Annotated in this window: 23 protein-coding genes; 6 read left to right on the top strand and 17 right to left on the bottom strand. The window is 74.4% G+C overall.

Annotation, left to right across the window (positions count from 1 at the left end; all coding sequences use genetic code 11):
* The first annotated feature begins 200 nt into the window (after positions 1-200).
* Positions 201-3296, top strand: coding sequence for a molecular chaperone Hsp90 (locus AB0H53_RS14475; protein WP_362112045.1), 3096 nt, complete (start codon positions 201-203; stop codon positions 3294-3296).
* Here AB0H53_RS14475 and AB0H53_RS14470 read toward each other — a convergent pair.
* The 5 genes from AB0H53_RS14470 to rfbA form a co-directional block, all read right to left on the bottom strand.
* Positions 3293-4504 carry an acyltransferase gene (locus tag AB0H53_RS14470; protein ID WP_362111660.1) on the bottom strand — a complete coding sequence of 404 codons (1212 nt, stop codon included), beginning with the start codon at positions 4502-4504 and terminating at the stop codon, positions 3293-3295. The genes AB0H53_RS14475 and AB0H53_RS14470 overlap by 4 nt on opposite strands.
* A gap of 50 nt (positions 4505-4554) precedes the next feature.
* On the bottom strand, positions 4555-5376 hold the full coding sequence (locus AB0H53_RS14465) for an SDR family oxidoreductase (protein WP_362111657.1): 822 nt from the start codon (positions 5374-5376) through the stop codon (positions 4555-4557).
* 112 nt (positions 5377-5488) lie between these two features.
* Complete coding sequence (gene metF, locus AB0H53_RS14460) at positions 5489-6394, bottom strand: methylenetetrahydrofolate reductase [NAD(P)H] (RefSeq protein WP_362111654.1); 906 nt, start codon at positions 6392-6394, stop codon at positions 5489-5491.
* Positions 6395-6466: 72 nt separating this feature from the next.
* A complete protein-coding gene (locus tag AB0H53_RS14455) occupies positions 6467-7441 on the bottom strand; it encodes a carbohydrate kinase family protein (protein WP_362111651.1) in 975 nt (324 codons plus the stop codon).
* A 14-nt stretch (positions 7442-7455) separates the two neighbouring features.
* The gene (gene rfbA / locus AB0H53_RS14450; protein ID WP_362111648.1) at positions 7456-8460 is read right to left on the bottom strand and encodes a glucose-1-phosphate thymidylyltransferase RfbA; all 1005 of its coding nucleotides are present in this window, start codon (positions 8458-8460) and stop codon (positions 7456-7458) included.
* Positions 8461-8684: 224 nt separating this feature from the next.
* Between rfbA and AB0H53_RS14445 the strand changes: the two genes are divergently transcribed.
* Genes AB0H53_RS14445 through AB0H53_RS14430 form a run of 4 tightly spaced genes read left to right on the top strand, consistent with a single transcriptional unit; the run spans position 8685 to position 12354 of the window.
* Positions 8685-9833 (top strand): acyl-CoA dehydrogenase family protein, encoded by a 1149-nt coding sequence (locus AB0H53_RS14445; RefSeq protein WP_362111646.1) that lies wholly within the window; start codon positions 8685-8687, stop codon positions 9831-9833.
* Between the two features lie 56 nt (positions 9834-9889).
* On the top strand, positions 9890-10324 hold the full coding sequence (locus tag AB0H53_RS14440; RefSeq protein WP_362111643.1) for a nuclear transport factor 2 family protein: 435 nt from the start codon (positions 9890-9892) through the stop codon (positions 10322-10324).
* An 18-nt stretch (positions 10325-10342) separates the two neighbouring features.
* Positions 10343-11413, top strand: coding sequence for an LLM class flavin-dependent oxidoreductase (locus AB0H53_RS14435; protein WP_362111640.1), 1071 nt, complete (start codon positions 10343-10345; stop codon positions 11411-11413).
* Positions 11410-12354 carry a 3-hydroxyacyl-CoA dehydrogenase NAD-binding domain-containing protein gene (locus tag AB0H53_RS14430; RefSeq protein ID WP_362111637.1) on the top strand — a complete coding sequence of 315 codons (945 nt, stop codon included), beginning with the start codon at positions 11410-11412 and terminating at the stop codon, positions 12352-12354. Before AB0H53_RS14435 ends, AB0H53_RS14430 begins: the two co-directional genes overlap by 4 nt.
* Positions 12355-12457: 103 nt before the next feature.
* Here the strand turns inward: AB0H53_RS14430 and AB0H53_RS14425 are convergent, their stop codons facing one another.
* The 12 genes from AB0H53_RS14425 to AB0H53_RS14370 all read right to left on the bottom strand — a co-directional run bounded on the left by AB0H53_RS14425 (position 12458) and on the right by AB0H53_RS14370 (position 25132).
* Positions 12458-13282 (bottom strand): BTAD domain-containing putative transcriptional regulator, encoded by an 825-nt coding sequence (locus AB0H53_RS14425; protein WP_362111634.1) that lies wholly within the window; start codon positions 13280-13282, stop codon positions 12458-12460.
* Positions 13283-13452: 170 nt separating this feature from the next.
* Positions 13453-14766, bottom strand: coding sequence for an MFS transporter (locus AB0H53_RS14420; RefSeq protein ID WP_362111631.1), 1314 nt, complete (start codon positions 14764-14766; stop codon positions 13453-13455).
* A gap of 118 nt (positions 14767-14884) precedes the next feature.
* Positions 14885-15805, bottom strand: a complete 921-nt coding sequence (locus tag AB0H53_RS14415; RefSeq protein ID WP_362111629.1) for an alpha/beta fold hydrolase — start codon at positions 15803-15805, stop codon at positions 14885-14887.
* 29 nt (positions 15806-15834) lie between these two features.
* Positions 15835-16818 carry a Gfo/Idh/MocA family oxidoreductase gene (locus AB0H53_RS14410; RefSeq protein ID WP_362111626.1) on the bottom strand — a complete coding sequence of 328 codons (984 nt, stop codon included), beginning with the start codon at positions 16816-16818 and terminating at the stop codon, positions 15835-15837.
* The gene (locus AB0H53_RS14405) at positions 16815-18245 is read right to left on the bottom strand and encodes an NDP-hexose 2,3-dehydratase family protein (RefSeq protein ID WP_362111623.1); all 1431 of its coding nucleotides are present in this window, start codon (positions 18243-18245) and stop codon (positions 16815-16817) included. Before AB0H53_RS14405 ends, AB0H53_RS14410 begins: the two co-directional genes overlap by 4 nt.
* On the bottom strand, positions 18242-19546 hold the full coding sequence (gene rfbH, locus AB0H53_RS14400; protein WP_362111620.1) for a lipopolysaccharide biosynthesis protein RfbH: 1305 nt from the start codon (positions 19544-19546) through the stop codon (positions 18242-18244). Before rfbH ends, AB0H53_RS14405 begins: the two co-directional genes overlap by 4 nt.
* Positions 19543-20556 (bottom strand): dTDP-glucose 4,6-dehydratase, encoded by a 1014-nt coding sequence (rfbB, locus tag AB0H53_RS14395; protein ID WP_362111617.1) that lies wholly within the window; start codon positions 20554-20556, stop codon positions 19543-19545. The genes rfbH and rfbB overlap by 4 nt, the downstream gene beginning before the upstream one ends.
* Before the next feature lie 191 nt (positions 20557-20747).
* Complete coding sequence (locus AB0H53_RS14390) at positions 20748-21572, bottom strand: 4'-phosphopantetheinyl transferase superfamily protein (protein ID WP_362111614.1); 825 nt, start codon at positions 21570-21572, stop codon at positions 20748-20750.
* Between the two features lie 64 nt (positions 21573-21636).
* Positions 21637-22224 carry an NAD(P)H-dependent oxidoreductase gene (locus AB0H53_RS14385; protein WP_362111611.1) on the bottom strand — a complete coding sequence of 196 codons (588 nt, stop codon included), beginning with the start codon at positions 22222-22224 and terminating at the stop codon, positions 21637-21639.
* Positions 22225-22299: 75 nt separating this feature from the next.
* Positions 22300-22569 (bottom strand): acyl carrier protein, encoded by a 270-nt coding sequence (locus tag AB0H53_RS14380; RefSeq protein ID WP_362111608.1) that lies wholly within the window; start codon positions 22567-22569, stop codon positions 22300-22302.
* A 522-nt stretch (positions 22570-23091) separates the two neighbouring features.
* On the bottom strand, positions 23092-23856 hold the full coding sequence (locus AB0H53_RS14375; protein WP_362111605.1) for a response regulator transcription factor: 765 nt from the start codon (positions 23854-23856) through the stop codon (positions 23092-23094).
* Between the two features lie 343 nt (positions 23857-24199).
* Positions 24200-25132, bottom strand: coding sequence for a ScbA/BarX family gamma-butyrolactone biosynthesis protein (locus AB0H53_RS14370; protein ID WP_362111602.1), 933 nt, complete (start codon positions 25130-25132; stop codon positions 24200-24202).
* Between the two features lie 234 nt (positions 25133-25366).
* Here AB0H53_RS14370 and AB0H53_RS14365 point away from each other — a divergent pair, with 234 nt between their 5' ends.
* Positions 25367-25984 (top strand): ScbR family autoregulator-binding transcription factor, encoded by a 618-nt coding sequence (locus tag AB0H53_RS14365; protein ID WP_362111599.1) that lies wholly within the window; start codon positions 25367-25369, stop codon positions 25982-25984.
* The last annotated feature ends 314 nt before the right edge of the window (positions 25985-26298 follow it).

Below are 26298 nucleotides of genomic sequence, written 5' to 3'. Positions count from 1 at the left end.
TGCCGTCCCGGCCGCCCCCGGGCCCGGTGAATGGGCCCCGCGCAGGACTGAAACCCTTCGGGAAGGGGACTGGGCGTGCGTCACCCCGTTCGGGGAAGGGGCGGGAGCGGCCCGTCCCGGGTGGGCGGCCCGGACGCGGTACGTTCGGGCCGCGACAACGTCATACCTGCAAGTCCGAGAGAGCGGAGCACGACGTGAGCGTGAGGGCGACGGCGACCGAGGCCGACCCGTTCGGGACCGCGCGGTTGCGGCGCGGGGTGCTCGACGCGTGGGGCGCGGGGCCGGCGCGGTTCCGGGAGGACGCCAACGCCGAGGAGGACCTGGCCCTCGGCGGCTACCGCGACCGCCTCGTCGTCGAGCTGGCCCAGAACGCGGCCGACGCCGCCGCCCGCGCGGGCGTCCCCGGACGGCTGCGGCTCACCCTGCACCCGGCCGGCGCGGACGGGCCCGCCGTCCTGGCGGCGGCCAACACCGGGGCGCCGCTGGACGCGACCGGTGTCGAGTCGCTGAGCACCCTGCGCGCCTCCGCCAAGCGGGAGGGCCACGAGAGCGCGGTCGGCCGGTTCGGTGTCGGGTTCGCCGCCGTGTTGGCGGTCAGCGACGAACCGGCCGTCGTCGGCCGCCACGGCGGTGCGCGCTGGTCGCTGCGCGAGGCCCGCGAGATGGCCGCCGACGCCGCGCAGGGCAGCCCGGGCCTGGGGGACGAACTGCGCCGCCGCGACGGCCACGTACCGCTGCTCCGGCTGCCGCTGCCCGCCGAGGGCACCGCCCCCGAGGGGTACGACACGGTCGTCATCCTGCCGCTGCGGGACGCCGCCGCCGTGGACCTGGTGGAGCGGCTCCTCGCCGGGATCGACGACGCCCTGCTGCTGACCCTGCCGGGGCTGGCCGAGGTCGTCGTGGAGACGCCCGGCGCCCGCCGGGTGCTGACCCGCTCGCAGCACGACGCCTACGTCCACGTCGACGACAGCGCGGGCGGCACCAACCGCTGGCGCACCGTCACCCACCACGGCACCATCGCCCCCGAGCTGCTCAGGGACCGTCCGGTCGAGGAGCGGCTGCGGCCCCACTGGTCGGTGACCTGGGCCGTCCCGGTGGACGCCGACGGCGCCCCCGGCCACCCGCGCACCGCGCCGGTCGTGCACGCGCCGACGCCCACGGACGAGCCACTGGGCATCCCGGCGCTGCTGATCGCCTCCTTCCCGCTGGACACCAGCCGCCGCCACCCGGCGCCCGGACCGCTCACCGACTTCCTGGTGCGGTGCGCGGCCGAGGCGTACACCGAGCTGCTGGGTGCCTGGCGGCCCGTGTCGACCGGCACGATCGGCCTGGTGCCCGGCCCGCTCGGCAAGGGCGCCCTGGACGGGGCGATCCGGGCGGCCGTCCTGGAGCTGCTGCCGCGCGTCGCGTTCCTGGCGCCCGCCGCGCCCTCCGAGGAGCTGACCGCGCTGCGCCCCTTCGAGGCGGAGGTGGTCGAGGGCGCGGGCGCGGACACCGTACGGGTCCTGGCCGAGGTGCTGCCGACGCTGCTGCCCGCGGGTCTGGAGCGCCGCGCCGAGCTGCGCACCCTCGGCGTGGGGCGGCTCCCGCTGGGTGACGCGATCGACCGGATCGCCGGGGTGGAACGCACCCCGGAGTGGTGGTACCGGCTGTACGAGTCGCTGGCCGGCGTCGACCCGGACCGGCTGACCGGCCTGCCCGTGCCGCTGGTCGGCGGCCGTACCGCGACCGGCCCGCGGCAGGTGCTCCTGCCGCTGCCCGACACCCCCGCCGACCTGACCCGGCTCGGCCTGAAGGTGGCGCACCCGGACGCCGCCCACCCGATCCTGGAGAAGCTGGGCGCCCTGCCCGCCACCCCGCGGGCCGTGCTCACCACGCCCCAGGTGCGGGCAGCGGTGGCGGCCTCGCTGGACGCCGGTGAGGTGTGGGACGAGGAGGGACCGGACGCCGAGGAACTGGCCGACACGGTGCTCGCCCTGGTGCGCGAGGCGGGCCTCGAACCGGGCGACGAGCCGTGGCTGGGCGCGCTGGCGCTGCCCGACGAGGACGGCGAGCTCGCCCCGGCCGGTGAACTGGTCCTGCCCGGCAGCCCCTTCGCCTCCGTCATGCGCGAGGGCGAACTGGCGCTGTGCGACGCCGAGCTGGCCGCGCGGTGGGGCGAGCAGCCGCTCGCCGCGTGCGGGGTACTCGCCGGCTTCGCCCTGGTACGGGCCACCGACGTGGTCCTGGACCCGGACGAGCTGGAGCCGCGCGACGGGGACTACGCGGAGCCGGACGACGCCGGGCTGCTCGACGCGGTCGACGTGTGGTGCGAGGACGTGCTGGACCAGCTCCCCGAGACGCCGGTGCCGCCGGTCGCCACCGAGATCGTCGCCGTGCGGGACCTCGACCTGGTCGACGACGACGCCTGGCCGCGGGCGCTCGCCATGCTGGCCCGGCCGCCGCTGCGCGACGCCCTCACCCAGCCGGTACGGATCCTGCTGCCCGACGGCACCACCGGGACCGTCCGCTCCTACACCGCCTGGTGGCTGCGCGGTCACCCGGTGCTGGACGGCCGGCGCCCGGCCGGGCTGCGCGCCGCGGGGGCCGACCCGCTGCTGGAGGGCCTGTACGACCCGGCCGACACCACCGGTTTCGCCGATGTGGAGGTCCTGCGCGCCCTGGGAGTGCGCACCTCCGTCGCCGCGCTCCTGGACGAGCCGGGCGGCGCCGCCGAGCTGCTGACCCGGCTCGCCGACCCGGACCGGGAGGTGGGCGCCGCCCAGCTCCACGGCCTGTACACCGCGCTCGCCGACCTCGACCCCGAGCAGGTGACCCTCCCCGACGAGCTGCGCGCCGTGGTCGACGGCGCGGTGCGGGTGGTGGACGCGGCCGACGCGCTGGTCGCCGACGCGCCCGACCTGCTGCCGCTGGCCACCGGCCGCCCGCTGCTGCCCGTCGCCCCCTCACGGGCGGCCGACCTCGCCGAACTGCTCCAGGTACGGCGGCTGAGCGAGACCGTGGAGGCGGACGTCTCGACGGACGGCGAGGAACACGACGTGCCCGGCCCGGTGCACGCGCTGCTCGGTCCCGGCACCCCGGCGTCGTACGTGGAACACGGGGAACTGCGGGCCGGCGGCGTCGAACTGGACTGGCGGCTCACCCCGGACGGCACCCTGCACGCGGCCACCCTGGAGGGGGTGGCGGCCGGCCTGGCGTGGGCGGCCGGGCAGTGGCCGCGCCGCTTCGAGGTGGCCGCGCTGCTGGAGGACCCGTCCCGGACGGAGGAGCTGGCCCGGGACCGCTGGTTCGACTAGGCCCCGTCCCGCGCGCGCACCGGGCCCCGCCCCGGCGGGACCTCAGGGGCCGGGGCGCGGCCCGTCTCCCGGCCCGGGACGGGTGCCGCGCCCCCGGTCCCGGCCCGGGCGCGGGGGCGTGCCCAGCGGCGCACGACGGGCAGTTCGACGGTCCGGTACAGGATCCGGGCGAGCACCACGGTGAGGGCGAACCAGGCGGCGATCCGGGCGACGGCCCAGGGCGTGTCCCACTGCTGCCCGCTGCCGAACGCCACCGGGCCGTGGTACGCCACGAGCATGTGCAACATGTAGAAGGCGAACGAGGTCTCCCCGAGCCACACCATCACCCGGCCCCCCAGCACCCCGGTCCGGCCGGAGGCGTCGGCCCGCGCCGCGCCGGCGACGACGAGGGCCAGCGGTGCCAGCAGGGGCAGTACCAGCCCGTACGAGCCGGTCAGCCACACCGTCAGCAGGTAGCCCGGCACCACGGTGAGCGCGGCCACGGCGCGGTTCACCGGGAGGCGCCGGCCGTCGCTCACGATCCGGGCCAGGAGCATGCCGGTCACGAACTCCGGCAGTCGGCTGACGGGCAGGAAGTAGACGCTCCAGAACTGCCACCAGCCGTACTTCAGGCCGGGCAGCGGCTGGTGCGGCAGCAGTGTCTCGGCCAGGACCGGGACGGCCAGCGCGCCCAGCGCCACGGCCCCGGCCCACTTCCACAGGTTGCCCGGCCGGATCCGCCGCACCCAGGGCAGCAGCGCCGGGAAGGCGAGGTAGAAGACCAGCTCCACGCAGAGCGACCAGGCGACCCCGTTGGTGCCGCGCAGCACCGGGTACTGCGGAACCCAGGCGTTGACCAGGAACAGGCCGGGGAAGAACTCGCCGGCCGTGACGGCCTGCCCGGCCCACAGCGCCAGCAGCAGGCCACCCACCCAGGTGACGAGGTGCGTCGGGTAGATCTTGGCCAGCCGGCGACGCCAGAACAGGGCCGGCCGGTCGTCGTCCCGGGCGGACCAGGTGAGCACGAATCCGCTGAGGATGAAGAAGAACGACACCCCGGCGCCGCCGAGCGTGCCGAGCCAGGTGTCGAGACGCTGGTTGATCCGCCCGTCGGTGAACACGCCGGCCGCCGACATGTGGGAGAGGAAGACCAGCAGCGCGGCGACGAACCTCAGGCCCGTCAGCCTCGGCAGGGCGACGGGACGCTGCGGGGTGTGCGGGACCGCCATGGAGTCCTGTCCTTCTGGCAGAAGCGGGAGGCGCCGGGACCGGGAGCGCTTCACTCCCAGTTGGTGGTGACCACGCCGTCGGGGCCGTAGGCGCGCATCCGCTGGACCAGCAGCTCCTCGTCCCGTATCTCCTTCAGCCGGTCGAGGAGCCGGTCGAGGTCGTCGTTGACCGACAGGTACCGGCCGTGCAGCTCGTCGTACCGTCCGGAGGCCAGGTCGACCACCAGCCGGCCGCTGTACTCGGCCGGGGTCCACCGCATGTCGGGGAACTTGACGGCGAACGGCTCCGTCAGCCGGGTGCGCACGGCGCCCGGGCTGATCGCGAACGTCCGGACGCCGCTGCCGGCCTTGTCCAGGGAGATGCCCAGCGTCTCGGTGAGCCGCACCAGCGCGCTCTTGCCGAAGGAGTACGAGCTGAGCGGATAGGGCAGGACCCCGCTGTCGCTGCTCACGGTGATCACCCGGCCCCGCCCCTCGGCGACCATCGCCGGCAGGACGGCGCGCAGGCAGGTGAGGGGACCGCGCACATTGGTCTCGAAGTCCCCCCACCAGGAGTCCAGATCGGCCTCCCACAGCGGTGGTTCGCCGGGGGTGTAGACGGCCGCGTTGTTGACCAGCAGGGTGGCCGGTCCGAACCGGTCGTGGACCCGCGCGACGGCACCGTGGACCGCCGTCGCGTCGGTCATGTCCGCGGGGACCACCAGGAGGGGCGGGCAGCCGGGGTCCGCGAGGGCGGCGGTCTCCTCCAGCTCACCGCGGCTGCGCGCGAGGACCGCCACACGCGCCCCCGCGCGGGCCAGGGCGAGCGCGATCTCGCGCCCGATCCCCCGTCCGCCGCCCGTGACGATCGCCACCTGGTCCGACAGTGTCATCCGTACCTCCGTGAGTGTGCGCGGGGGAGCCACCCTCCCGGGGCGCCGCCGAGGGCCGGTGGAGGATGTCTCGATCCGTGGTCGAACGGCGCGGCGGCGCCCGGCCCCCGGGTCAGCGGGGGACCGCGAGCGCGTCGGGAGCCGGCCGGGCGCCCAGGACCTCGCGGTGGATCTCCAGCGTGGCGGTGGAACGGTTGAGGGTGATGTAGTGCAGGCCGGGGGCGCCTTCGGCCAGCAGCCGGCCGGCCATGGCGGTGGCGTACTCGACGCCGACGCGGTGGCCCTGCGCCGGGTCGCCGCTCGCCGCCTCCAGGCGGTGGGCCAGCTCCTCGGGAAACGCGGCGCCGCTGAGCCGGGCGAACCGGCTGATCTGGCGGACGTCGGTGGCCGGCATGATCTCCGGGATGACGGGGGTGTCGCAGCCGGCCGCGGCCAGCCGGTCGCGCAGCCGCAGGTAGTCCTCGACGTGGAAGAACATCTGGGTGATGGCGTAGTCGGCGCCGGCCCGGCACTTGGCGACGAAGTGCCGGATGTCGCTGTCCCAGTCCGGGGAGCGCGGGTGCCGCTCGGGGAAGGCGGCGACACCGACGCTGAAGTCGCCGGACTCCTTGACCAGCGAGACCAGTTCATGGGCGTGGGTGAAGCCGTCCGGGTGCGGGACCCAGGGGGCGTTGGGGTCACCGGGCGGGTCGCCGCGCAGGACGAGGACGTCGCGTACGCCCACGTCCGCGTAGTGCCCGATGATGTGGCGCAGCTCGGCCACGGAGTGGCCGACGGCGGTCAGGTGGGCGACGGGGCGCAGGGTCGTGTCGGACGCGATCCGCCGGGTGACGTCGACGGTCCGGTCCCGCGACGAGCCGCCCGCCCCGTAGGTGACCGACACGAAGGAGGGCGACAGCGCCTCGACGCGGCGGATCGCCTCCCACAGGGTGCGGGCACCGGCGTCGGTCCTGGGCGGGAAGAACTCGAACGAGAAGGACGGGGTACCGCTCGCCAGGATGTGCCGCAGGGTCGTCATGGGTGCCTCCGGTCTCGTGCCGGCCGGTCTGGAGGGGGCGTGGGGCCGCGGCGGGCCGGCCGGCACGGCCGCTCAGCCCAGCCACGGTTCGATCTCCCGGGCCGCCCGGCGGCCGTAGCACCGGTCGACGCGGGCCAGCAGCTCGGCGGGGAGCAGCTTGTACTCCTGGGTGCCGACCGATTCGAGCACCACCGTGGCCAGCGCGCAGCCGAGCTGGGCGGCCCGTTCGTGCGACAGGTCCCAGGAGAGGCCGGCGAGGAAACCGGCGCGGAAGGCGTCGCCCCCGCCGGTCGGGTCGGCGACCCGGTCCGCCGGTACGGCGGGCACGTGCCGGGGGGCGCCGTGGGCGGTCATCAGCGAGACGCCCCCGGCGCCGCGGGTCACGATCCAGGTACCGGTCCGGGCCAGGATCTCCGCCTCGCTCCAGCCGGTGCGCCTGCGCAGCAGGGCGCTCTCGTACTCGTTGGTGAACAGCAGGCGGGCGCCGGTGATCAGGCGCCGGGTCTGCTCGCCGTCCAGCAGGGCGAGCTGCTGGGAGGGGTCGGCCGCGACCGGGATGCCCAGCGCGTGGGCGGTGGCGGTGTGGCGCAGCATCGCCTCGGGGGCGTCGGCGCCGACGATGATCAGGTCCAGGCCGTCCACCCGCTGCTGGACGTCGGCGAGGTCGATCAGCCCGGCCTCGGCCATGGCGCCCGCGTAGAACGTCGCGATCTGGTTCTCCTCGCGGTCGGTGGTGCACACGAAGCGGGCGGTGTGCAGGGACGGGCTGACGCGGACCGAGTCGGTGTCCACACCGGCCTCCCGCAGCCGGGCGCCGTACGGGCCGAAGTCGACGCCCGCGGCCCCCACGAGCACGGGCCGCAGGCCCAGCCGGGCCAGGCCGAAGGCGATGTTGGCCCCCACGCCGCCCTGCCGCACGTCGAGCCGGTCGGCCAGGAAGGACAGCGAGACGTGCCGGACCTCCTCGGCGATGAGCTGGTCGGCGAAGAGCCCCGGGAAGACCATGAGGTGGTCGGTCGCGATGGAGCCGGACACGGCGATGCGCACAGGCCTCTCCTCCGTCAGCTCTGGGCGGGACTCGGCGGTCCGGCCGGCGCCGCCGGCCGGGCCGGGTGCGACCGGGCGGCGGTGGGCAGCGGGTCACGGCCGCCGTGGTGGGGGCCGAGCGTCCCGCCGCGCTGCTCGGGCCCGGCGTCCCGGAGCGAGTCGGCGACGTCCATGACGTAGCGGCCGTATCCGGAGTTGCCCAGCCGTTCACCGAGCCGGCGGCACTGCCGGGCGTCGATGAACCCCATGCGCAGGGCCACCTCCTCGATGCAGGCGATGCGCAGACCCTGGCGCCGCTCCAGTGTCTGGATGTACTGTCCGGCGTCCAGCAGGGAGTCGTGGGTGCCGGTGTCCAGCCAGGTGAAACCGCGGCCGAGGTCGACCAGGCGCGCCTTTCCGCGCTCCAGGTAGCGCAGGTTGACGTCGGTGATCTCCAGTTCCCCGCGCGGGGACGGCCGCAGGCCGCGCGCGATGGGGACGACGTCGTTGTCGTAGAAGTACAGGCCGGTGATGGCCCGGTTGGACCGGGGGACGGCCGGCTTCTCCTCCAGGGACACCAGCCTCCCGTGCTCGTCCGCCTCGCCGACCCCGTACCGCCGCGGGTCGCGCACCGGGTAGCCGAACAGCAGCGCGCCGTCCGTGTGCGGCATGTGCCGCCGCAGCAGCGCCGAGAAGCCGGGGCCGTGGAAGATGTTGTCGCCGAGGACCAGCGCGACCGGGTCGTCGCCGATGTGCTCGGCGCCGATGACGAACGCCTCCGCCAGGCCGCGCGGCTCCTCCTGCTCGCGGTAGGACAGGCGGATGCCCAGCGCGCTCCCGTCGCCCAGGACGGCGCGGAACTGCGGCAGGTCCCGTGGCGAGGAGATGACCAGGATGTCCCGGATGCCGGCCAGCATCAGCACCGAGAGCGGGTAGTACACCATCGGCTTGTCGTAGACGGGCAGGAGCTGCTTGGACACCCCCAGCGTGATCGGGTGCAGCCGGGTGCCGTTGCCTCCGGCCAGGATGATTCCTTTCACTGATCGCCACCTCGCGTCGTCGTCGGCCCAAGGCCGTCACAAGCCCGTGGGTGACCGAGGCTGGACGGCCCCGGTCGAACCTGGGTCGAGAGCGGACCGGCCCCGGCGCGGGCGGGGGGCGTCAAGCGTCCTTCCAGTCGCGCTGGATCGGGCGCGGCCAGGGTTGCCGAGTCCCCCCGCCCGTACTGCCGCGCCCGCCACGGCGACTGAGGGAGTGGTCCCGCATGCCAAGCCGGCCGACATCCGGTACCGAGCTGCGTCCCGGCGCGTCCCGGACCGCCACGCTCGCCGCCCGGTACGCCGAACGCGCCGACGCGGAGGCCGAGTTGCCGCGTCCGGTGGCCGAGTCGATCGTGGACGCCGGATTCGCCCGCCACTTCGTGCCGGCCTCCTTCGGCGGCCGGGCGGGCACGGTGTCGGACCTCCTGCACGCCGTGGCCGACGTGGCGCGGGGCTGCACCTCGGCCGCCTGGTGCGCCTCGGTGGTGGCGGGCGCCGGCCGGATGGGGGCCTACCTGCCCGAGGAGGGGCAGGCGGAGCTGTGGGCCAAGGGCGCGGACACCGTGGTGGTGGGCGCGCTGATGCCGCGGGGTACCGCGACGGCGGCGCGCGGCGGCTGGCGGGTGACCGGGGAGTGGGCCTTCACCAGCGCGGTCGCCTTCTCCGACTGGGCGCTGGTGTGCGCGCTGCTGCCGCACGGCGACCACCGGGTGCCGTGGTTCTTCGCCCTGCCCCGGCAGGACTACCGGGTGACCGGCACCTGGACCTCCGTGGGCATGCGCGGCACGGGCAGCAGGACGCTCGTGGCCGAGGACGTCTTCGTACCCGCCCACCGCGGGTTCGCCCGCCAGGACATGATCACCGGCCGTGGCGTCGGCTCCGACGCCCGCTGCCACACCGCTCCGCTGCGGCTGGTGAGCGGGCTGCTGTTCGGTGCCCCCGCGCTCGGCGCGGCCCGAGCCGCGCTGGACGCCTGGGCGCGGGACCACGGCGCCGGGCCGGCCGGGGAGGAGCCGGCGGTGCGCACCGCGCTCGCCCGCGCCACGGTCGCCGTCGACGGGGCCGCCCTGCTGCTGGAGCGGGCGGCGCGGCTGGCGGACGCCGGCGGGGCCACCGAACTCGAACTGGCCCGCACCCCCGCCGACTGCGCCTACGCCGTGGAGCAACTGGTGGACGTGGTGGAGCGGCTGCTGCGCACGACGGGCAGCTCCGGGCAGCTCGCCGGGCACCCGTTGCAGCGCCTCTGGCGGGACGTGCACAGCCTGGCCAGCCATGTGGCGCTGCGCTTCGACCCGGCGGGCGGGGCGTACGGGGCACGGCTCCTGGACCGCTTCGGCCACGGCCCCGGTTCCGCCGGCGCCACCGCTCACTGAACTCCGTCGACGTAACGCAGCCGGCAGTCCGGCGCACCCCAGGAAAGGCAGACCGCATGACCGACTTCGTCTCCGCCGAGCTTTACGCGCAGGTGCAGCAGTTCTACGCCCGCCAGATGGGCCTGCTCGACGACGGCAGGCCCGACGAGTGGGCGGAGACCTTCACCGAGGACGCCGTCTTCCAGGAGGCGAGCCGGCTCTCCGAGCCGCTGCGCGGACGGGACGCCATCCGGGTGTCCGCCCGCGCCCGCAAGGAGCGGCTGGCCGCGGACGGCATCGACTTCCGGCACTGGCTCGGGATGCTGTCCGTCACCCCGGACGAGGACGGCTCGCTGCGGGCCCGTTCCTACGCGCTGGCCATGCGCGTCCCGCGCGGCGGCGCGCTCGACATCTTCGCCAGCGTGGTCTGCCACGACCAGCTCGTCCCGGTGGAGGGCACCTGGCAGGTGCGCCACCGCGACCTGACCCACGACGGCTCCGGCCGCGACTGACCAGGCTGAGGAGCCCACGTGAGATTCGGGATCGTCTTCTTCCCCACCGTCGGCCCCGCCGACCGGCCGGCCCGGCAGTACTTCGACGAGGCCCTGCGCCTGGTCGACCTCGCCGAGGAACTGGGCTTCGACCACGTCAAGATGGTCGAGCACTACTTCTTCTCGTACGGGGGCTACAGCCCCGACCCGGTGACCTTCCTGGCCGCCGCCGCGGGCCGCACCCGGCGGGTGCGGCTGGGCACCAGCGCCACCATCCCCGCCTTCCAGCACCCGGTGAAGCTGGCCGGGAAGCTGGCCATGCTGGACAACATCTCCGGCGGGCGGGTGGACGCCGCCTTCGGGCGGGCCTTCCTGCCGGACGAGTTCAAGGCCTTCGGCATCCCCATCGACGAGTCCAAGGACCGTTTCGTCGAGGGCGTGGACGCCATCAAGCGGCTGTGGAGCGAGGAGGACGTCGTCTTCGAGGGGCGCTTCCACCGGTTCGGGCCGGTGACGCTGCTGCCCCGGCCGGTGCAGGAGCCGCACCCGCCGGTGTTCGTCACCACCGCGCGCAGCGCCGAGTCGTGCGCCGAGGCGGGCCGGGCCGGGCACAACCTCCAGACGGTGCCCAATGTGATGTCCACCGAGGAACTGCAGCAGCGGCTCGCGGTGTACCGGTCGGAGTGGGCGGCGTCCGGGCGCGCCCCGGGCACCGAGCGGATCCACTTCAGCTATCCGTGCGTGGTGGCCCAGGACGGCGAGGAGGCCCGCCGCAAGGGCCGCCACGACGACGACCGCAACTCGGCCGCGATCCGGGACGCCGTCGCCTCCTGGGAGACCACCCGCTCCGAGGCGTACCCGGGCTACGAGAAGCTCGTGGAGGCCACCAAGCGATCCCACTTCGACGCCAAGATGGAGCAGCGCAAACTGCTCATCGGCGCCCCCGAGCAGGTCAGGACGCAACTGGAGCAGATAGCCGAGTGGTTCGGTGACGACATCACCATCAGCCTCGGTGTGCACTCGGGCCACCTGTCCTTCGAGGACGCCGCCACCACGATGCGGCTGATGGCCGAGCAGGTCATCCCCAAGCTGAACGGAGCACGCGCATGAGCCGGTCGCGGCAGCCCAGGGTCACGGTGATCGGCGCGGGGACGATCGGTCTCGGCTGGATCGCCCTCTTCCTCGGTCACGGTCTGCGGGTCACGGTCAACAGCCGCCGGGCCGAGGCCCCGAAGATCGTCGCGGAGGCGCTGGAGCTGTTCGCGCCGTTCCTTCCCGAGGGCACCGGTGACCCGGCCACCTTCCCCGGCCTCCTGGAGTTCGAGCCCGACCTGGAGCGGGCCGTCGCCACGGCGGACGTCGTCGTGGAGAACGCCCCGGAGAACCTCCAGCTCAAGCAGGAGCTCTTCGAGCGGATCGGCGCGGCCGCGCCGGCCGGGGCGCTGCTGCTGTCCTCCACGTCCACCCTCGACCCCGACGACATGGGCGCCAGGATGGCGGACTCGGGCCGGCTGGTCGTCGGCCACCCCTTCAACCCACCGCACGTGGTGCCGCTGGTGGAGGTGGTCGCGGGCCGGCGCACCTCGCCGGAGGCGGTGGCGGAGGCCGTGGAGTTCTTCGAGTCGGTCGGCCGGGTGCCCGTCGTGCTGCACAAGCCGATCCTGGCGTTCGCCGCCAACCGGTTGCAGTCCGCGCTGCTGCGTGAGTCGGTGCACCTGGTGCGCGAGGGCGTGGTCACGCTGGAGGAGCTGGACCGGGTGGTCACGCACTCCATCGGCCTGCGCTGGGCCACCGTCGGCCCCTTCCTCGCCTTCCACCTGGGCGGTGGCACGGGGGGGCTGCGCAAGTGGCTGACCACGCTGGGCGCCGGACTGGAGCGCGGTTGGGAGCTGCTGGGCCGGCCACCGATGGACGAGGAGACCATCCAGTTGCTCATCGAGCAGGCGGAGCGCACGTACGGCGCGAAGTCCTACGAGGAACTGGTGCGTGAGCGGGACACCAGGCAGACGGCCGTGCTGCGTGCCCTCGCCGAGGTGGACGACGCCTCCTGAGCGCCGCCCCGGCGGGGCGCCCGGCACCGGTGCCCGGCACCGGCGCCCCGCCGGGGCACGTCCCCGGGGCGCCGGTTCGGGACGGCCGGTACGGCCCGTCCGCTCAGGCGGACTTCGCCTGCACCAGCTCCCGCTCCGGCAGCACGTCGGGCACCCAGGGCCCCAGGCTCTGCGGGTCGGGGCTCAGCAGCCGGAACTGGAGCCGCTGCAGCTCCACGGAGGGCTCCAGGCCCAGCTCGTCGGCGAGCAGCCGGCGCACCTTCTGGTAGGACTGGAGGGCCTCGGCGCGGCGGCCCGCCGCGCCGAGCGCCGCGATGAGCCGGCAGTGGAACCACTCGTTGAGCGGGTAGTCGTTGATGAGCCGGCGCAGCTCGGGGATGGACTCCCGGTGCCGCCCCAGCTCGTGCTCGGCCTCGACACGTGTTTCATAGGCGCGGATGCGCAGCTCCTCCAGGTGCACGATGTGCCCGGTGAGCACGTCGCCGGCCGGGAAGTTGGAGAGGGCCGGCCCGCGCCACAGGCCGAGTGCCTGGCGGACCGTGCGCAGGGCGGCGACCGCGTCGCCGTCGCCGAGCAGGGTGCGTGACTGCGTCACGAGCCGTTCGAAGACCCGGATGTCGACCTCGTCGTCGTCGACCTGTATCGCGTATCCCGGCGGGCTGGTGACGATCAGGGATCTCTCCGGCTCCACGAGGTGTTCGTTCACGAACATTCGGCGCGCGTGGTAGACGTACGTCTGCAGCGTGGTGACGGCGCTGCGCGGCGGGCGCTCGCCCCAGAGCTCCTGGATGAGGGACTCGGCCGTGACGATCTCGTTCGGCCGGGTGAGCAGCAGCGCGAGTGTCTGGCAGACCTTCGGGGTACCCGGTCGGTAGACCCTGCCGTCGTCGGTGACGATTTCGAACGGACCGATGAGATTGAAACGCATGGAAACTCCTCGTCAAGCGAAGACGGCTTTCCGAATCCGGAGCGTGCGATACCTCGGATACCTCGCGGATTGCGGAATGTCTTGGCCGGTCCGCTTGGAATAACATCGAGTCTCTTTCGCCGGAATAGACCAGTCAAGTGCGGTTCTGTCAGGCGGGAGTCAACTTGCGTCTAGGAATGCGCGGTTCCGCCCGGCGTTTCTTCTCCGGAGGTCAAAGCGGCGGGGGAACGCGCCGGAACCTCCTCTTCCACCCGGCTGCTCGGCGCCCGGCGCGCCAGGTGGACCGCGAGCACGGCCGCCGCCGCCACCACGCAGGCCGCGCCGCCCAGCACCAGCCCCGACCGGGCCCCCAGCGCCTGGCTGAGCGCCCCCACCAGCAGGGCGCCGACCGGCGTGGTGCCCTGGAAGACCAGGGTGTAGAGGGCCATCACCCGGCCCCGGTAGGCGGGGTCGGTGCCCAGCTGGATGTGGTGGTTGGCGGCCTGGGCGAAGTAGACCGAGCCGAATCCGGCGCAGAACAGCAGCACGACGGCCGAGGCGTGACCGGGGGCGAGACCGGCCAGCGCCTCCAGCGCCCCGAACCCGGCCGCCGACCCGATGACGAGCGCCAGCGGGGGCCGGCCGCGGCGGGCGGTGGTGGCGAACGCGGCGGCCAGCGAGCCGGCCGCCAGCGCGGTGGTCAGCAGGCCGAAGGCGGCGGCGTCGGCGTGGAACACCGTCTTGGCCAGCAGCGGCAGGGTGAGCTGGAAGTTGAAGCCCAGCATGCCCACCACCGAGACGAGCAGCATGGGCAGCAGCAGGTCGCGGCGCGCGACCATGTACCGGATGCCGTCCGCCACCCCGGCCCGGCGCGGCCGCTGCCCGCCCCGGCGCAGGTCGGCCGTCCGGATCAGGCGCAGCCCGGCCACGGTCGCCAGGTAGCTCACCGCGTTGAGCAGCATCACCGGTCCGGTGCCGCACCAGCCGATCAGCGGGCCGGCGAGCGCCGGGCCCACCACCCGGGCGGAGTTGAAGTACGCGGCGCTCAGGGCCGACGCGTTGGGCAGCAGGTCGGGGCCGACGAGCTCACTGACGAAGGACATCCGCGCCGGCACCTCGACCGCGTTGACCGTCCCGAGCCCCAGGGCGAACAGGTAGACGTGCCAGAGCCGCACCTCGCCGGACAGCACCAGCAGCGCCAGCAGCAGCGCCAGCGCCCCCGAGACGAGGTTCGCGACCGTCAGCAGGGTGCGTTTGTCGTGGCGGTCGGCGAGTCCGCCCGCGTACAGGGTGAGCAGCAGCAGCGGGGCGAACTGGCAGGCCGTCACCGCCCCCAGGGCGGTGGCCGAGTCGCCGGTGAGGGACAGCACCAGCCAGTCCTGGGCGACCACCATCATCCAGGTGCCGGCCACCGACAGGAGCTGACCGGCGGCGAACAGCCGGAAGTTGCGGACGGTCAGGGACTGGAAGGTGTGGAAGAGGACCGCTCCGGCCCGGCGTCGCACGTACGTCCCTCCCTTCCCCGTCCTCATCACCCTTCCGCTCCCCATCGCCTTCCGTTCCTCATGGGCTCTCCGCTCCCGTCGTCGGGTCCGCCGCGCGACCCGTGGCGCGCGGCCCCGCTCAGCCGCCCGGCGCCACCGCCGGGACGGGGGGGAGCGCCGTGGCGCGCGCCAGCAGGCACTCCTCCAGGAAGGCCAGGGCCCGCAGATGGTAGGTACGGGCCGCCCAGCCCAGGCTGATGTTGTGCCCCGCGCCGGGCTGCCGGGCGACGGACGCGCGGGTGGCGTCCAGCGGGGCCAGCAGCTCCCGCACCGCCTCCTCGTCGTGCCGCCACCAGCGCTCCTGCTCGGCGAAGGTGAAGCGGACGGGCACCCGTACCCGGGCGGCGACGCCCGGGTACATCTCCGGCCACAGCGGCATCTCGGCGGCCTCCCGGGCCGGTACGGGGGACACCAGCGCGCCGCCGAGCCGGAAGGCGTCCGGCGGGTAGAACCGCAGCGCACCCCAGTGGCGGCGCCAGTCGCCGCGCCCGGACGCGCTCGGCAGCCGGTCCCGGTCGACGGCGAACCGGCGGCCGAGGCCGGAGATGTCCAGCCCGATGAGCGGCACGTCCGCGCGCTCCCACCGGCCGGCCGCGGCGCTCAGCGCGAGCCGCCCGCCGTTGGAGTGGGCCAGCAGGAAGAATCCCGCGCCCGTCGCGTGGTCGCGGGCGAAACCGGCCAGGGCCGCGCGCAGCGTGGCGGTCTGCCCGGCCAGGTCCTGGCCGTCCGGCAGGTGGCGGGCCGACAGCCCGTAACCGGGCCGGTCCAGGGCCAGCACCGCGCAGCCGAGCTCCGCCCCGAGCGTCAGCAGGGACAGGCCGGGCCGCGCCCGGCTGTCGAAGTAGCCGGCGCTCATCCCGGCGCCGTGCAGCGCGACCACGACGGCTCGTGGCGCGCGGCCACCCGCCGGTTCGGCCAGCAGACCGGACAGCGGCAACCCGCCGGCGTCGAGGGTGACCGCGCGGACCCCGGCCGGGGACGTGGCGGGCGGTGCGGTCATGCGGCGACCTCCTGATGGGGACGGCGGTGTCACCGTGCGGGAACCCGGGCGTCCGGGGCGCGCCGGGCCAGTTCGTCCAGCAGGGCGGCCTGGCGCAGCGAGGCGGCTTCCAGCGGGGCGCCGGCGCGCACCGCGCGGGCGAACGCCGTCACGGTCCGCAGGACCTGGTCGTCCGGGCCGGTGGTGATCTCCTCGGTGCCCGTGCGGCGCGCCAGGCGGATCCGGGGCACGTGGTCGGCGGGCGGGGTGAAGGCCCGGTCGACCGTGAGGGAGCCCTCGCTGCCCCAGATTTCGTACGAGGACCGGTAGGCGTGGTCGAGGCCGAAGGTGAGGTGCGCCCCGGCCCCCCGGGCAGTGCGCAGCAGGGCCGTGCCCGCGATGTCGACCGCGTCGCCCGGCCCGCCCGGCACCAGCAGCGAGCCGGCCACCCGGAGGTCCTCGCCCAGCAGGTGCAGCGCCGCCCGCACCGGGTAGACCCCGGTGTCCCACAGGGCGCCGCCGCCGAGCGCGGGGTCGTGGCGGATGTCGCCGTCCGGTGGGCGGGGGACGGTGAAGGCGGCGTGGAAGGCCCGTATCTCCCCGATGGCGCCGTCCGCCAGGAGGCGCCGCACCACCGCGTGCTGGGGGTGGTGGACGAACATGACGTTCTCCATCAGCGCCAGCCCGCCGGACGCCGCCAGCGCGGCCAGCGCCTCGGTCGACGCCGGTTCCGTGGTCAGCGGCTTCTCGGCGAGGACGTGCTTGCCCGCCCGGAGCGCGGCCTCCGTCCAGGTGGCGTGCAGCGCCGCCGGCAGCGGGACGTACACGGCGTCGATGTCGCCGCGCTCCAGCAGCGCCGGGTAGCCGCGCACCGCCGCGCAGCCGAACTCCCGGGCGGTGTCCCGGGCCTTGGCCTCGTCGCGGCTGGCCACCGCGACGAGTTGGGTGTCCGGGCAGGCGTGGAAGGCGGGCAGCATCCGGCGGCGGGCGATGCCGGCGCAGCCGAGCACCCCGACGCGTACGGGGCCGGTCACAGGCGTACCGCTCCCGAGGTCAGGCAGGACAGCAGGGTGCGGGCCTGGACGTTGAGGTAGTGGTTGTGCCGCAGGAAACCGGTGAGCTGGAACGGCGTGGCCCAGAAGTAGCCGGGCGGCGGGTCCAGCGGCGCCTGCCGCTCGTCGGCCGCCACGATCAGGTAGCGGCTCTCCGCGTTCAGGAAGCGGCCGCCCTCCTCCGAGTGCCGGGCCTCGTAACGGACCGCCGAGGGGTCGGCGCCGAGCACCAGGTCGAGGAAGGGCGGGCGGTGGGGCCCGGACAGGTGGGCGTAGTTCGACGGCGTGTACTGCACCGTGGGGCCCAGCTCCACGGTGTCGGCGAACCCGCCCTCGACCCGGGCGTGCACCAGGAGGTGCGGGACCCCGCCGATCCGGCGGGTGAGGAACGCCGTTACGCCCAGGCCGGTGGGTTCGAACAGCGGCTGGGTCCAGCCGGACACCTCGCGGCTGTCCGCCTGCACGGCGACGGCCACCACGCTGAAGTAACGGCCCTCCTCGTGGTCGATGGACCATTCGCCGCGCTTCCAGCCCGGTATGCCGGCCAGGGGCACGCGCTCGGCCGCCACGTCGTGGCGGGCGCGCTCGGCGGTGAACCAGGACAGCAGGCCGGTGTCGGAGTGCAGCGCGCGGCCGTCGGAGTCCGGCAGCGGCACGCAGGACAGCACGGTGCGGGCGTCCATGTTCACGACGTTGTCGCGGCGCAGCAGTTCGCCGATCTGGCCCAGGGTCAGCCAGCAGAAGTCCTCGTGCACCGGCACCTCGCCGGTGGCCTCGACGAGCATGTTGCGGTTGCTCTTGCGGAAGAACCACGAGCCGTGCTCGGACTGGAGCACATCGGCGAGCACCCGGCCGCGCAGCGGGCCGTTGAAGTACTCGATGTAGCGCACGTCGGCGCCCTTGTGGGCCTTGGTGTAGTTGCTCCGGGTGGCCTGGACGGTGGGCGAGAGCTGGAGCAGGTCGCGGTTGCCCGGCTCCATCTTGGCCTGCATCAGGAAGTGCGGCACCCCGTCGAACTCCTTGACCAGGATGCCGAGGATGCCCACCTCGGGCTGGGTGATGATCGGCTGGTGCCACTCGCGCACCGGTCCCTCGGAGGTCCGTACGCGCAGGCCCTCGACCGTGAAGAACCGTCCGCTGCGGTGCCCGAGATTGCCGGTCGACGGGTCGAAGGACCAGCCGTCCAGGTCGGCGAAGGGGATGCGGTCCACCCGGAAGCGGTGGGCCCGGCGGCGGCCTTCGAGCCAGTCGGCCACGTCCTCGGTGCGCAGCAGCGCGCCCCGGGGCGTGGCGGCCGACCGGGCGAAGCGCGCCGGCAGCCGGTCGTCGGTCCGGGGCTGGAGCACCGGCGCGGCTCCGGTGGCCCCGGTGGCGCCCGGCGCTTCGGTGCGCGTGGTCCGCACGGTCATGACCGGCCTCCCACGAACTCCTTGACGGAGGTGGCGACGTAGTCGGTCATCTCGTCGGTGAGGGCGGGGTAGACGCCGACCCAGAAGGTCTGCTCGGTGATGATGTCGCTGTTGGCGAGGTCGCCGCTGACCCGGTGCGGCTGGCCGATGTAGGCGGGGTGCCGGGTCAGGTTGCCCGCGAACAGGCGCCGGGTGCCGATCTTGCGGTCCTCCAGGAAGTCCACCAGGGCGGCCCGGGTGAAGGGCGCGTCGGGGGACACGGTCAGCGCGAAGCCGAACCAGCTGGGGTCGCTGCGTGGCGTGGCCTCGGGCAGGACCAGGTGCGGCACGCCGTCCAGGCCCTCGCGCAGCCTGCGCCAGTTGTGGCGGCGCGCGGCGCAGAAGTCGTCCAGCTTGTCGAGCTGGGTCAGCCCGAGGGCGGCCTGGATGTCGGTTGCCTTCAGGTTGTACCCGACGTGGGAGAAGATGTACTTGTGGTCGTAGCCCTCGGGGAGGGTGCCCATCTGGTACTGGAAGCGCTTGAGGCACTTGTTGGTCTCGCCCGGCTCGCACCAGCAGTCCCGGCCCCAGTCCCGCAGTGACTCCACGATCCGGGCGAGCGCCAGGTTCGAGGTGAGCACACAGCCGCCCTCGCCCATGGTCAGGTGGTGGGCCGGGTAGAAGCTGACGGTCGTCACATCGCCGAAGGTGCCGGTCAGCCGCCCGTCGTAGGTCGAGCCGACGGCGTCGCAGTTGTCCTCGATGAGGAACAGGTCGTGGTCCTGCGCCAGTTGCGCGATCTCGGCGACCTCGAAGGGGTTGCCCAGGGCGTGGGCGATCATGATGGCCCGGGTCCTCGGCCCGATCGCCCGCGCGACCCGGTCCGCGGTGGTGTTGTACGTGCCCAGCTCGACGTCGACGAAGACCGGGACGAGGCCGTTCTGGATGATCGGGTTGACGGTGGTCGGGAAGCCCGCCGCCACGGTGATCACCTCGTCGCCCGCCAGCAGCCGGCGGTCCTCCAGCAGGTGGGAGGTGAACGCGGTCATCGCCAGCAGGTTCGCGGAGGAGCCCGAGTTGGTCAGGTGCGCCTTGCGGTGGCCCATCGTGCGGGCGAACCGGGACTCGAACCTGCGCGAGCTGGGGCCGGCGGCGATGCGCATCTCCAGCGCCGCCTCGACCAGGGCGGTCCGGTCCCGTTCGTCCAGTACCGCGCCGGCGGGCCAGATCTCCGTCGTGCCGGGAACGAAGGCCCCGTCGGGCCGCAGATCGTGGTGGTACTTCACGGTCTCGTCCAGGATGAGTCCCTTGTGGACGTTCATGAGGCGTTCCCTTCCCGGGCCTGTCGGCCGGAGTCGTCGCTGCGGTGCTGCTTCAGGGGCTTCCACCAGCCGGGGTTGTCGCGGTACCACGCGACGGTGTCGGCGAGACCCCGCTCGAACGGCACGCGCGGGGCGTATCCGAGCTCCTCGCGGATCTTGGTCTCGTCCAGCGCGTAGCGCAGGTCGTGCCCCTTGCGGTCGGCCACCCGGCGGACCATGGAGCGGTCCGCCCCGCACAGCTCCAGCAGCCGCTCGGTGACGCGCAGGTTCGTCCGCTCGTCGCCGCCGCCGACGTTGTAGACCTCGCCCGGCCGGCCCCCGGCGAGCACCAGGGCGACGGCCCGGCAGTGGTCGTCGACGTGCAGCCACTCGCGGACGTTGCGCCCGTCGCCGTACAGGGGGACCGGCTCGCCCTCCAGCAGGTTGGTGACGAACAGCGGGATGAGCTTCTCCGGGTGCTGGTACGGCCCGTAGTTGTTGGAGCAACGGGTGATCGTCACGTGCAGGCCGTGCGTGCGCCAGTACGCGCGGGCGATCAGGTCGGAGGACGCCTTGGACGCGGCGTACGGGGAGTTGGGCGCCAGCGGCCACTCCTCGGTCCAGGCGCCCTCGGCGATGGACCCGTACACCTCGTCCGTGGACACGTGCGCGAACCGCCCCACGCCGGTGGCGAGGCAGGCGTCCAGCAGGGTCTGGGTGCCACCCACGTTGGTGCGGACGAACTCGGCGGCGGAGTGCACCGACCGGTCGACGTGCGACTCGGCGGCGAAGTGGACGACCGCGTCATGACCGGGCAGCAGCTCCAGCAGCAGCCGCGGGTCGCAGATGTCCCCCCGTACGAACTCCAGACGGGGGTGTGTGGCCGGGAGGTTGGCCCGGTTCCCGGCGTAGGTGAGCTTGTCGAGCACGGTGACCGAGGTGGTCCGGTGGCCCTCGTAGCCGCCGTCCAGCAGGGTGCGGACGAAGTGCGAGCCGATGAACCCGGCACCGCCGGTGACCAGCAGTCTCATACCGCCGCCTCGGTGCGCGTCCGGTGCAGGACGAGCTGCGTCATGGGATTCTCCTCCTGATGGCGCTCCGCGCGGAGCCTTTGTCCGCGGACCGGGGGACAGCAAAGGGCATCGCGGTCGCGGGTGGCTCGTGCCGCGCAAGAGCGGCCGTGCGGACCCCGGTCCGCGGCCGGTCGGGGGACGGCGGCCGGTCAGCGGACGGCGGAGCCGGCGGCCAGCCAGTCGTCGGGAACGCGGTGCACCTCGACCTCCACCGGCGCCGTCTCCCGCACGGCGACGCAGGCGGCGTGGGCCACGTCGCAGGGCACCTGGGCCAGGGTCCAGCCCCGGGGGTGCCGGCGGGTGTCGGCGCCGAGGTAGTCCTCGGCGGGCGACCGGCCGAGGCCGGTGCCCAGACCCTTGAGATAGGACTCCTTGCGGGTCCACAGGTCGCCGAAGTGCCGCCGCCGCTCCTCCCGGCCCCGCGTGGCGGCCAGTTCGGCACGCTCGTCCGGGTGGAGCGCCCGCGCGCAGATGTCGACGGCCTCCGCCGCGGGCAGCCGCTGCACGTCCACCCCGACCGGCACGGCGGCCACGGCCACCGCGGCGAGGTCACCGCTGTGGGAGAGCGAGAAGTGCAGCGGCGGGGGCGCCGGGGCGACGGAGGGACGGCCGTGCGGCAGGCCGCAGCCGGGGCAGGGCTCGCGCAGGAACCGCACATCGCGCGGGGCCGTTCCGGTGTAGCGGCCGATCAGCCGGCGCAGTGCCACATGGGCGGCCGTGTACAGCAGCGCGTCGGCGGGGCGGCGGAAGGAGGCGGCCCGGAGGCGTTCCGCCTCGTCCAGTTCGCTCCGGGCGAGCGCCCGGGCCGCCACGCCGGCGGGACGGCGCACCAGCCACACCTCGGGCCGGCCGGAGCGGACGCGGAAGCGGGGTCCGGCGGCGCCGGGCGGGGCCGGGGGGCCGCAGGCCGGGTCGCCGGTCCCGGCGGCGACCGGAACGGCACCGTCCGGCACGGTGGGGGCGGGGGTCATCATGCCTTGTCGTCGGTGGGGGGACGCGCCCCCGGCGGGTACGGACCGGGGGCGCGCCGGCGGCGGCTCAGACCTGGTACGGGGTCCTGGCGCGGCCCTCGCGCAGCACCGCGCCCCACCAGGCGAGCTGGTCGAGGAGGACCTTGGCGGCGCCCGCCGGGCCCTGCGGGTCCGTGGGCAGGCCGTCCTCCCCGAACCGCTCCCAGACCGTGTGGAAGCTGACGACGTCCCGGACGGTGACCGCGTGCAGCTCGGCGAAGACCGGGCGCAGGTGTTCCACCGCGCGCAGCCCGCCGGACACGCCGCCGTACGAGACGAAGCCGACCGGCTTGGCCCGCCACTGCGTGTAGTGCCAGTCGATCAGCAGCTTGAGGACCGCGGGGTAACTGCGGTTGTACTCCGGCACCACCACGACGTACGCGTCGGCCTCGGCCAGCCGGGGCGAGATCCCGGCCAGCGCCTCGGCGGCCTCCGGCGGCGGGCTGTGCGGTGCGACCGCCGGCGGCAGCTCGTGGTCGGCCAGGTCGATCAGGTCGACCGTGAAGTCCTCGCGCTCCCGGGCCAGTGCGGCGAACCACGCGCCCAGGAGCGGCCCCATCCGGCCCTCGCGGACGCTGCTGATGATCACCGCAAGCCGCAGTGGCTCGTTCGACATGCTTCCTTCTCTCATCGGTGGCTGGGGGACGCCCGGCCGGTTCGGGACCCGCCGCGCGGACCGTACGCCCCTCGCTCAGGCGGTGGCGACGGGTGCGAGAGCCGCGTTGACGGCCGCGATCAGGGCACGGGGGGTGGGGCTGTCGGTGAAGACGTCGTCGTCCAGCGTGATGCCGTACTCCCGCTCGATCCGGCCGGCGGTCTCCAGCAGCGCGAGCGACTCGTAGCCGAGCTGCTCGAAGTCGGTGTCGAGGATGTCGCCGTCGAGGTCGACGCCCTCGCCGGCACCGGCCCCTTCGAGGAGGATGCGCTTGAGGTCGGCGAGGGTGAATTCCTGCTTGGACAAGGTGGGTCCCTTCATCGGTCTGCCGCACGCCCCGGGCGTCGCGGGGTGCGGGGTACAGGGCGCCCGCCGCAGGGCTGGGGAGAACGGCGGCGGGCACCGGCTGGGGGGCCGTCGTCGGACGGCGCGCGTCGGCCTCGGCGGAGTCGGTGACCGACGAGGCGTCCGCCCGGTACGGCCGGACCGGGCGGTGCGGCCTCCTGGCGGGGCGCGAGCCCGCGCGACCGGACGGACACCGGGCGACCGCGCGGGACGGGTGACCCGGTCGTCCCAGCCCGCCGGACGGGCCCGGGAACAGCGCACCGGATCGTGGGCTCCAGACTCCCCCGGCCCGGCGGGGCGGGGCAATGCCCGTGGGTTCAGGACCCGGTCAGGTTCGACAAGGGCCGGTCCGGTCTGTCGGGATCCGGCCAAGCCGATGTCAAGAGCAGGTCAGGCAGGCGGGTCCACCGGGCCGGGCGGGGCGGACCGGGAAGCGGCGGCGGGGGAGATGGGCGGGCGGGTACGGCGCGGGCGGGCGCGGCATCAGCCGGGGCCGAACCGGAACCCGACTCCCCGGACGGTGATGATCCAGCTCGCGCCTATCTTCCCGCGCAGCGTGCTCACATGGGTGTCGACGGTCCGGCGGGACCAGGAGTCGCCCCACACCCGCTGCATCAGTTCCTTGCGGGGGATCACCGTGCCGGGGTGGGAGGCGAGGAGGTAGAGCATGTCGAACTCCTTGCGGGTGGTCTCGACCGGCCGGCCGTCGAGTGTCACCTTGCGGGTGCCCGCGTCGATGTGCAGCGGTCCGCAGGTGATGGCGGTCGCGGCGGCCGAGGGCTGCGGACAGGCACGCCGCATGACCGCCTCCATCCTGGCCATCAGCTCCCGGAAGCCGTACGGCTTGGCCAGGTAGTCGTCGGCGCCGGCCTGGAGGCCCAGGACGCGGTCGAGTTCGGACCCCCGGGCGGTGACGGCGATCAGCGGCAGCTCACCCGCCGCGCGGATCCTGCGGCAGATCTCCAGCCCGTCCAGGTCGGGGAGTTCGAGGTCGAGGAGGACCAGGTCGGCGGTCCGGTAGGTGTGGAGGGCGTCCCTCCCGGTGGCCACGATGTCCACCTCGTGGCCGTGCCGGCGCAGGCCGTGGGCCAGGGTCTCCGCCTCGGCGGCGTTGCTCTCGACGATGAGGATCCGCCAGGAGGCCGGCGTGTGGTCGGGTGCTGTTGGCGCGGGTTCTGCCCGTATCGGGCTGTTCAGCGGATGTCTGGCTCTGTGCGGTTCCAGTACGGCGGCGGAACTCTGGCCCATCTTGTCCCCCTACTCGCGCAGGCTTGCCTGACTCCGAAAATATAAACCGCTCCGTCGGTTTGTCAAAGGAATATGCTCGACCTCAAGAACATGACAGGGGAGTCTCAAGGGCACGCCACGGCCGGCCCCTCGTGGGCAGGGGCCAGGACGGCGGCAGGTGCTTTCGGGCAGATGGCCGGGTTGTCACGTCGTGGACCAGGGATGTTCCCCTCGGCGGCCCGGCCGGTTCACGCCCACCGGAACGGCACGTCCGGTCCACTTCTCCGGGAGTTCACCCGGCGGCCGGTTCGCACGGCGGCCGGGTGTCACGTGTCAGGCGCGGCCGGGCCCGCCGGCGGCGGCCTCAGGCGGGCGGCCGGCCCGGCACCGGGAAGCCGCAGCGGAACACCAGCTCCCCCTCCTGGTGGCCGGTGACCCCCAGCACCGGGCCGTCCGGGCCGGGGAGCGGGGAGAAGCGGGTGCGCAGCCGGCAGGGCGTGTCGAATTCGGCGTACCGGTGGAAGCCGATGGTGCCGCGGAAGGGTGCGAAGTCAGGGGCCGTGGCCGCGCGGGCCGCCTGGCGGGCCGCCTCGAAGAGCAGCATCCCCGGTATGTGGTCGTTGGGCCGCTGGAAGAGCGTCCGGTGCCGGGTGTCGGCGCGCAGCTCCCACTCGTCCTCGCGCGGGCCGGGCGAGACCACGACGTCCTCCACCCGGGCGCGGCCGACCCGTCCGGGGTCGGCCGGTTCGGCGGTCGGGTGCCAGGTGACCGGGTGGGCGCGGTCGCCGCGCAGCCGGCGGTAGACCCGCGGGCTGGTGAGCCGCCCGCCTCCGGTGCCGGTGGCGATGCCGCGCCCGGACCGCCGCAGGGCCCAGTCCACCCGGAGGCGGGTCAGGGACCGGCCGCTGTACTCCGGTTCGGAGACGGTCACCTCGACGTCCACCTCGGTGGCGGCCCCGTCCGCCGCCAGGCCCTCGGGGCGACAGGCGTAGTCGAGGTCCGTCAGCAGGAAGTGGTGGTCCAGCGGGACGCCGTAACCCGCGTGCAGGACCGCCATCGCCGACTGCCGCATCGTCTCCACCACGAGCAGCGGGTCGTGGAGGCCACCGGGCAGCGGGGCGAAGAACGGGTGCCGGGTGGGCCAGACGGCTCTGACGAGGAAACGATTCGGCCCCAACTCGGTCCAGCCGACGGCGAACGCGTCCTCCACGCGGACGCGGTGGCACAGCTCCATCGGTACGGGCTGGTCGGGCTCCGTGCCGCGTCCGATGCCGGACGCGGGGTCGACGACTGCCACGGACTGCATGTTCCCCCCCGGGTTCATGAGACTGGTCGCGCTCAGTGGCAGCAAAGATACAGACTCCCCGGTTTTGTGCACCGTTTTCCGCCATGAACATCGGCCGGTTCCGGCGGCCGGGGTCCGCTCGAGAGTCGCGGGGGCGTTTCGGCGGGGCCGGGCCGTGTTGTTCCGCTGTACAAAACCAACCATGCGGTTTATCAAGTAGGGCGTGAAGACCTACAGGAGCCGTCCGTGATCAGACAGGAACGGGCTGTGCGCACCAGGTGCGCGCTGATCGTCGCGGCGGCCACCGCGTTCGAACAACGCGGATACGCGGAAGCGACGCTGAGCATGATCAGTACCGGGGCGGGCGTGAGCCCCGGAGCGCTGCACTTCCACTTCGAGAACAAGGCAGCCGTCGGCGCCGCCGTCGAGCTGGCCGCCGTCGGCTCCCTGCGGGCCCTCGCCGCGGCGGTGTACGCCCGCCGCAGCTCGGCCCTCCAGGCGCTCACCGAAACCTCGCACGCCCTGGCCCGCGCGCTCATGTCCGACGTGGTGATGCGGGCCGGCTTCCGGCTCGCCCGGGAGACCGCGTACGCCGCCTCCCTGGACCTGCGCGGGGAGTGGCACGCCCATGTGGACCGGTTGCTCGCGGAGGCCGCCGCCGAGGACGCGCTGCTGCCGGGGCTCAGCCCGCACCCCGTGTCCGCCCTGGTGGTCGCCGTGACCACCGGCCTGGAGGTGCTGGCGCAGGACGACGGGGAGTGGATGTCGGCGCGGTCACTCGCGGGCTTCTGGCGACTGGTCCTGCCCGCCTTCGCCACCCCCGCGGCCCTGCGCGGCCTCGATGTGGCCGGCCCGCACATCTGAGCACCGGGCGGCGCGCCACCGCGCGCCGCCCGGCCCGCCGCGCGCGGGGTACGGGGCCGGGCGGGCCGGCCGACGGGGACCGCGTCGGCCCCGCCCGCCGCCCGCCGCCTGCCGCCCGCCGCCCGCCGCCCGCCGCCCGCCGCCTGCCGCCCGCCGGCCCGCCTGCCGGTCCCGCCCGTCGGCCCGCCGGACCCCGCCGTGGTTCAGGCCGTGCCGGTGGCCTTGCGGAGGGCGTCGACGCGGTCGGTGCGTTCCCAGGTGAAGTCGGGCAGTTCGCGGCCGAAGTGGCCGTAGGCGGCGGTCTGCGCGTAGAT

Source organism: Streptomyces sp. NPDC050856 (assembly GCF_040653855.1).
In the GTDB taxonomy this organism is placed as follows: Bacteria; Actinomycetota; Actinomycetes; order Streptomycetales; family Streptomycetaceae; genus Streptomyces.
This window is presented reverse-complemented; position numbering and strand designations above follow the sequence as displayed.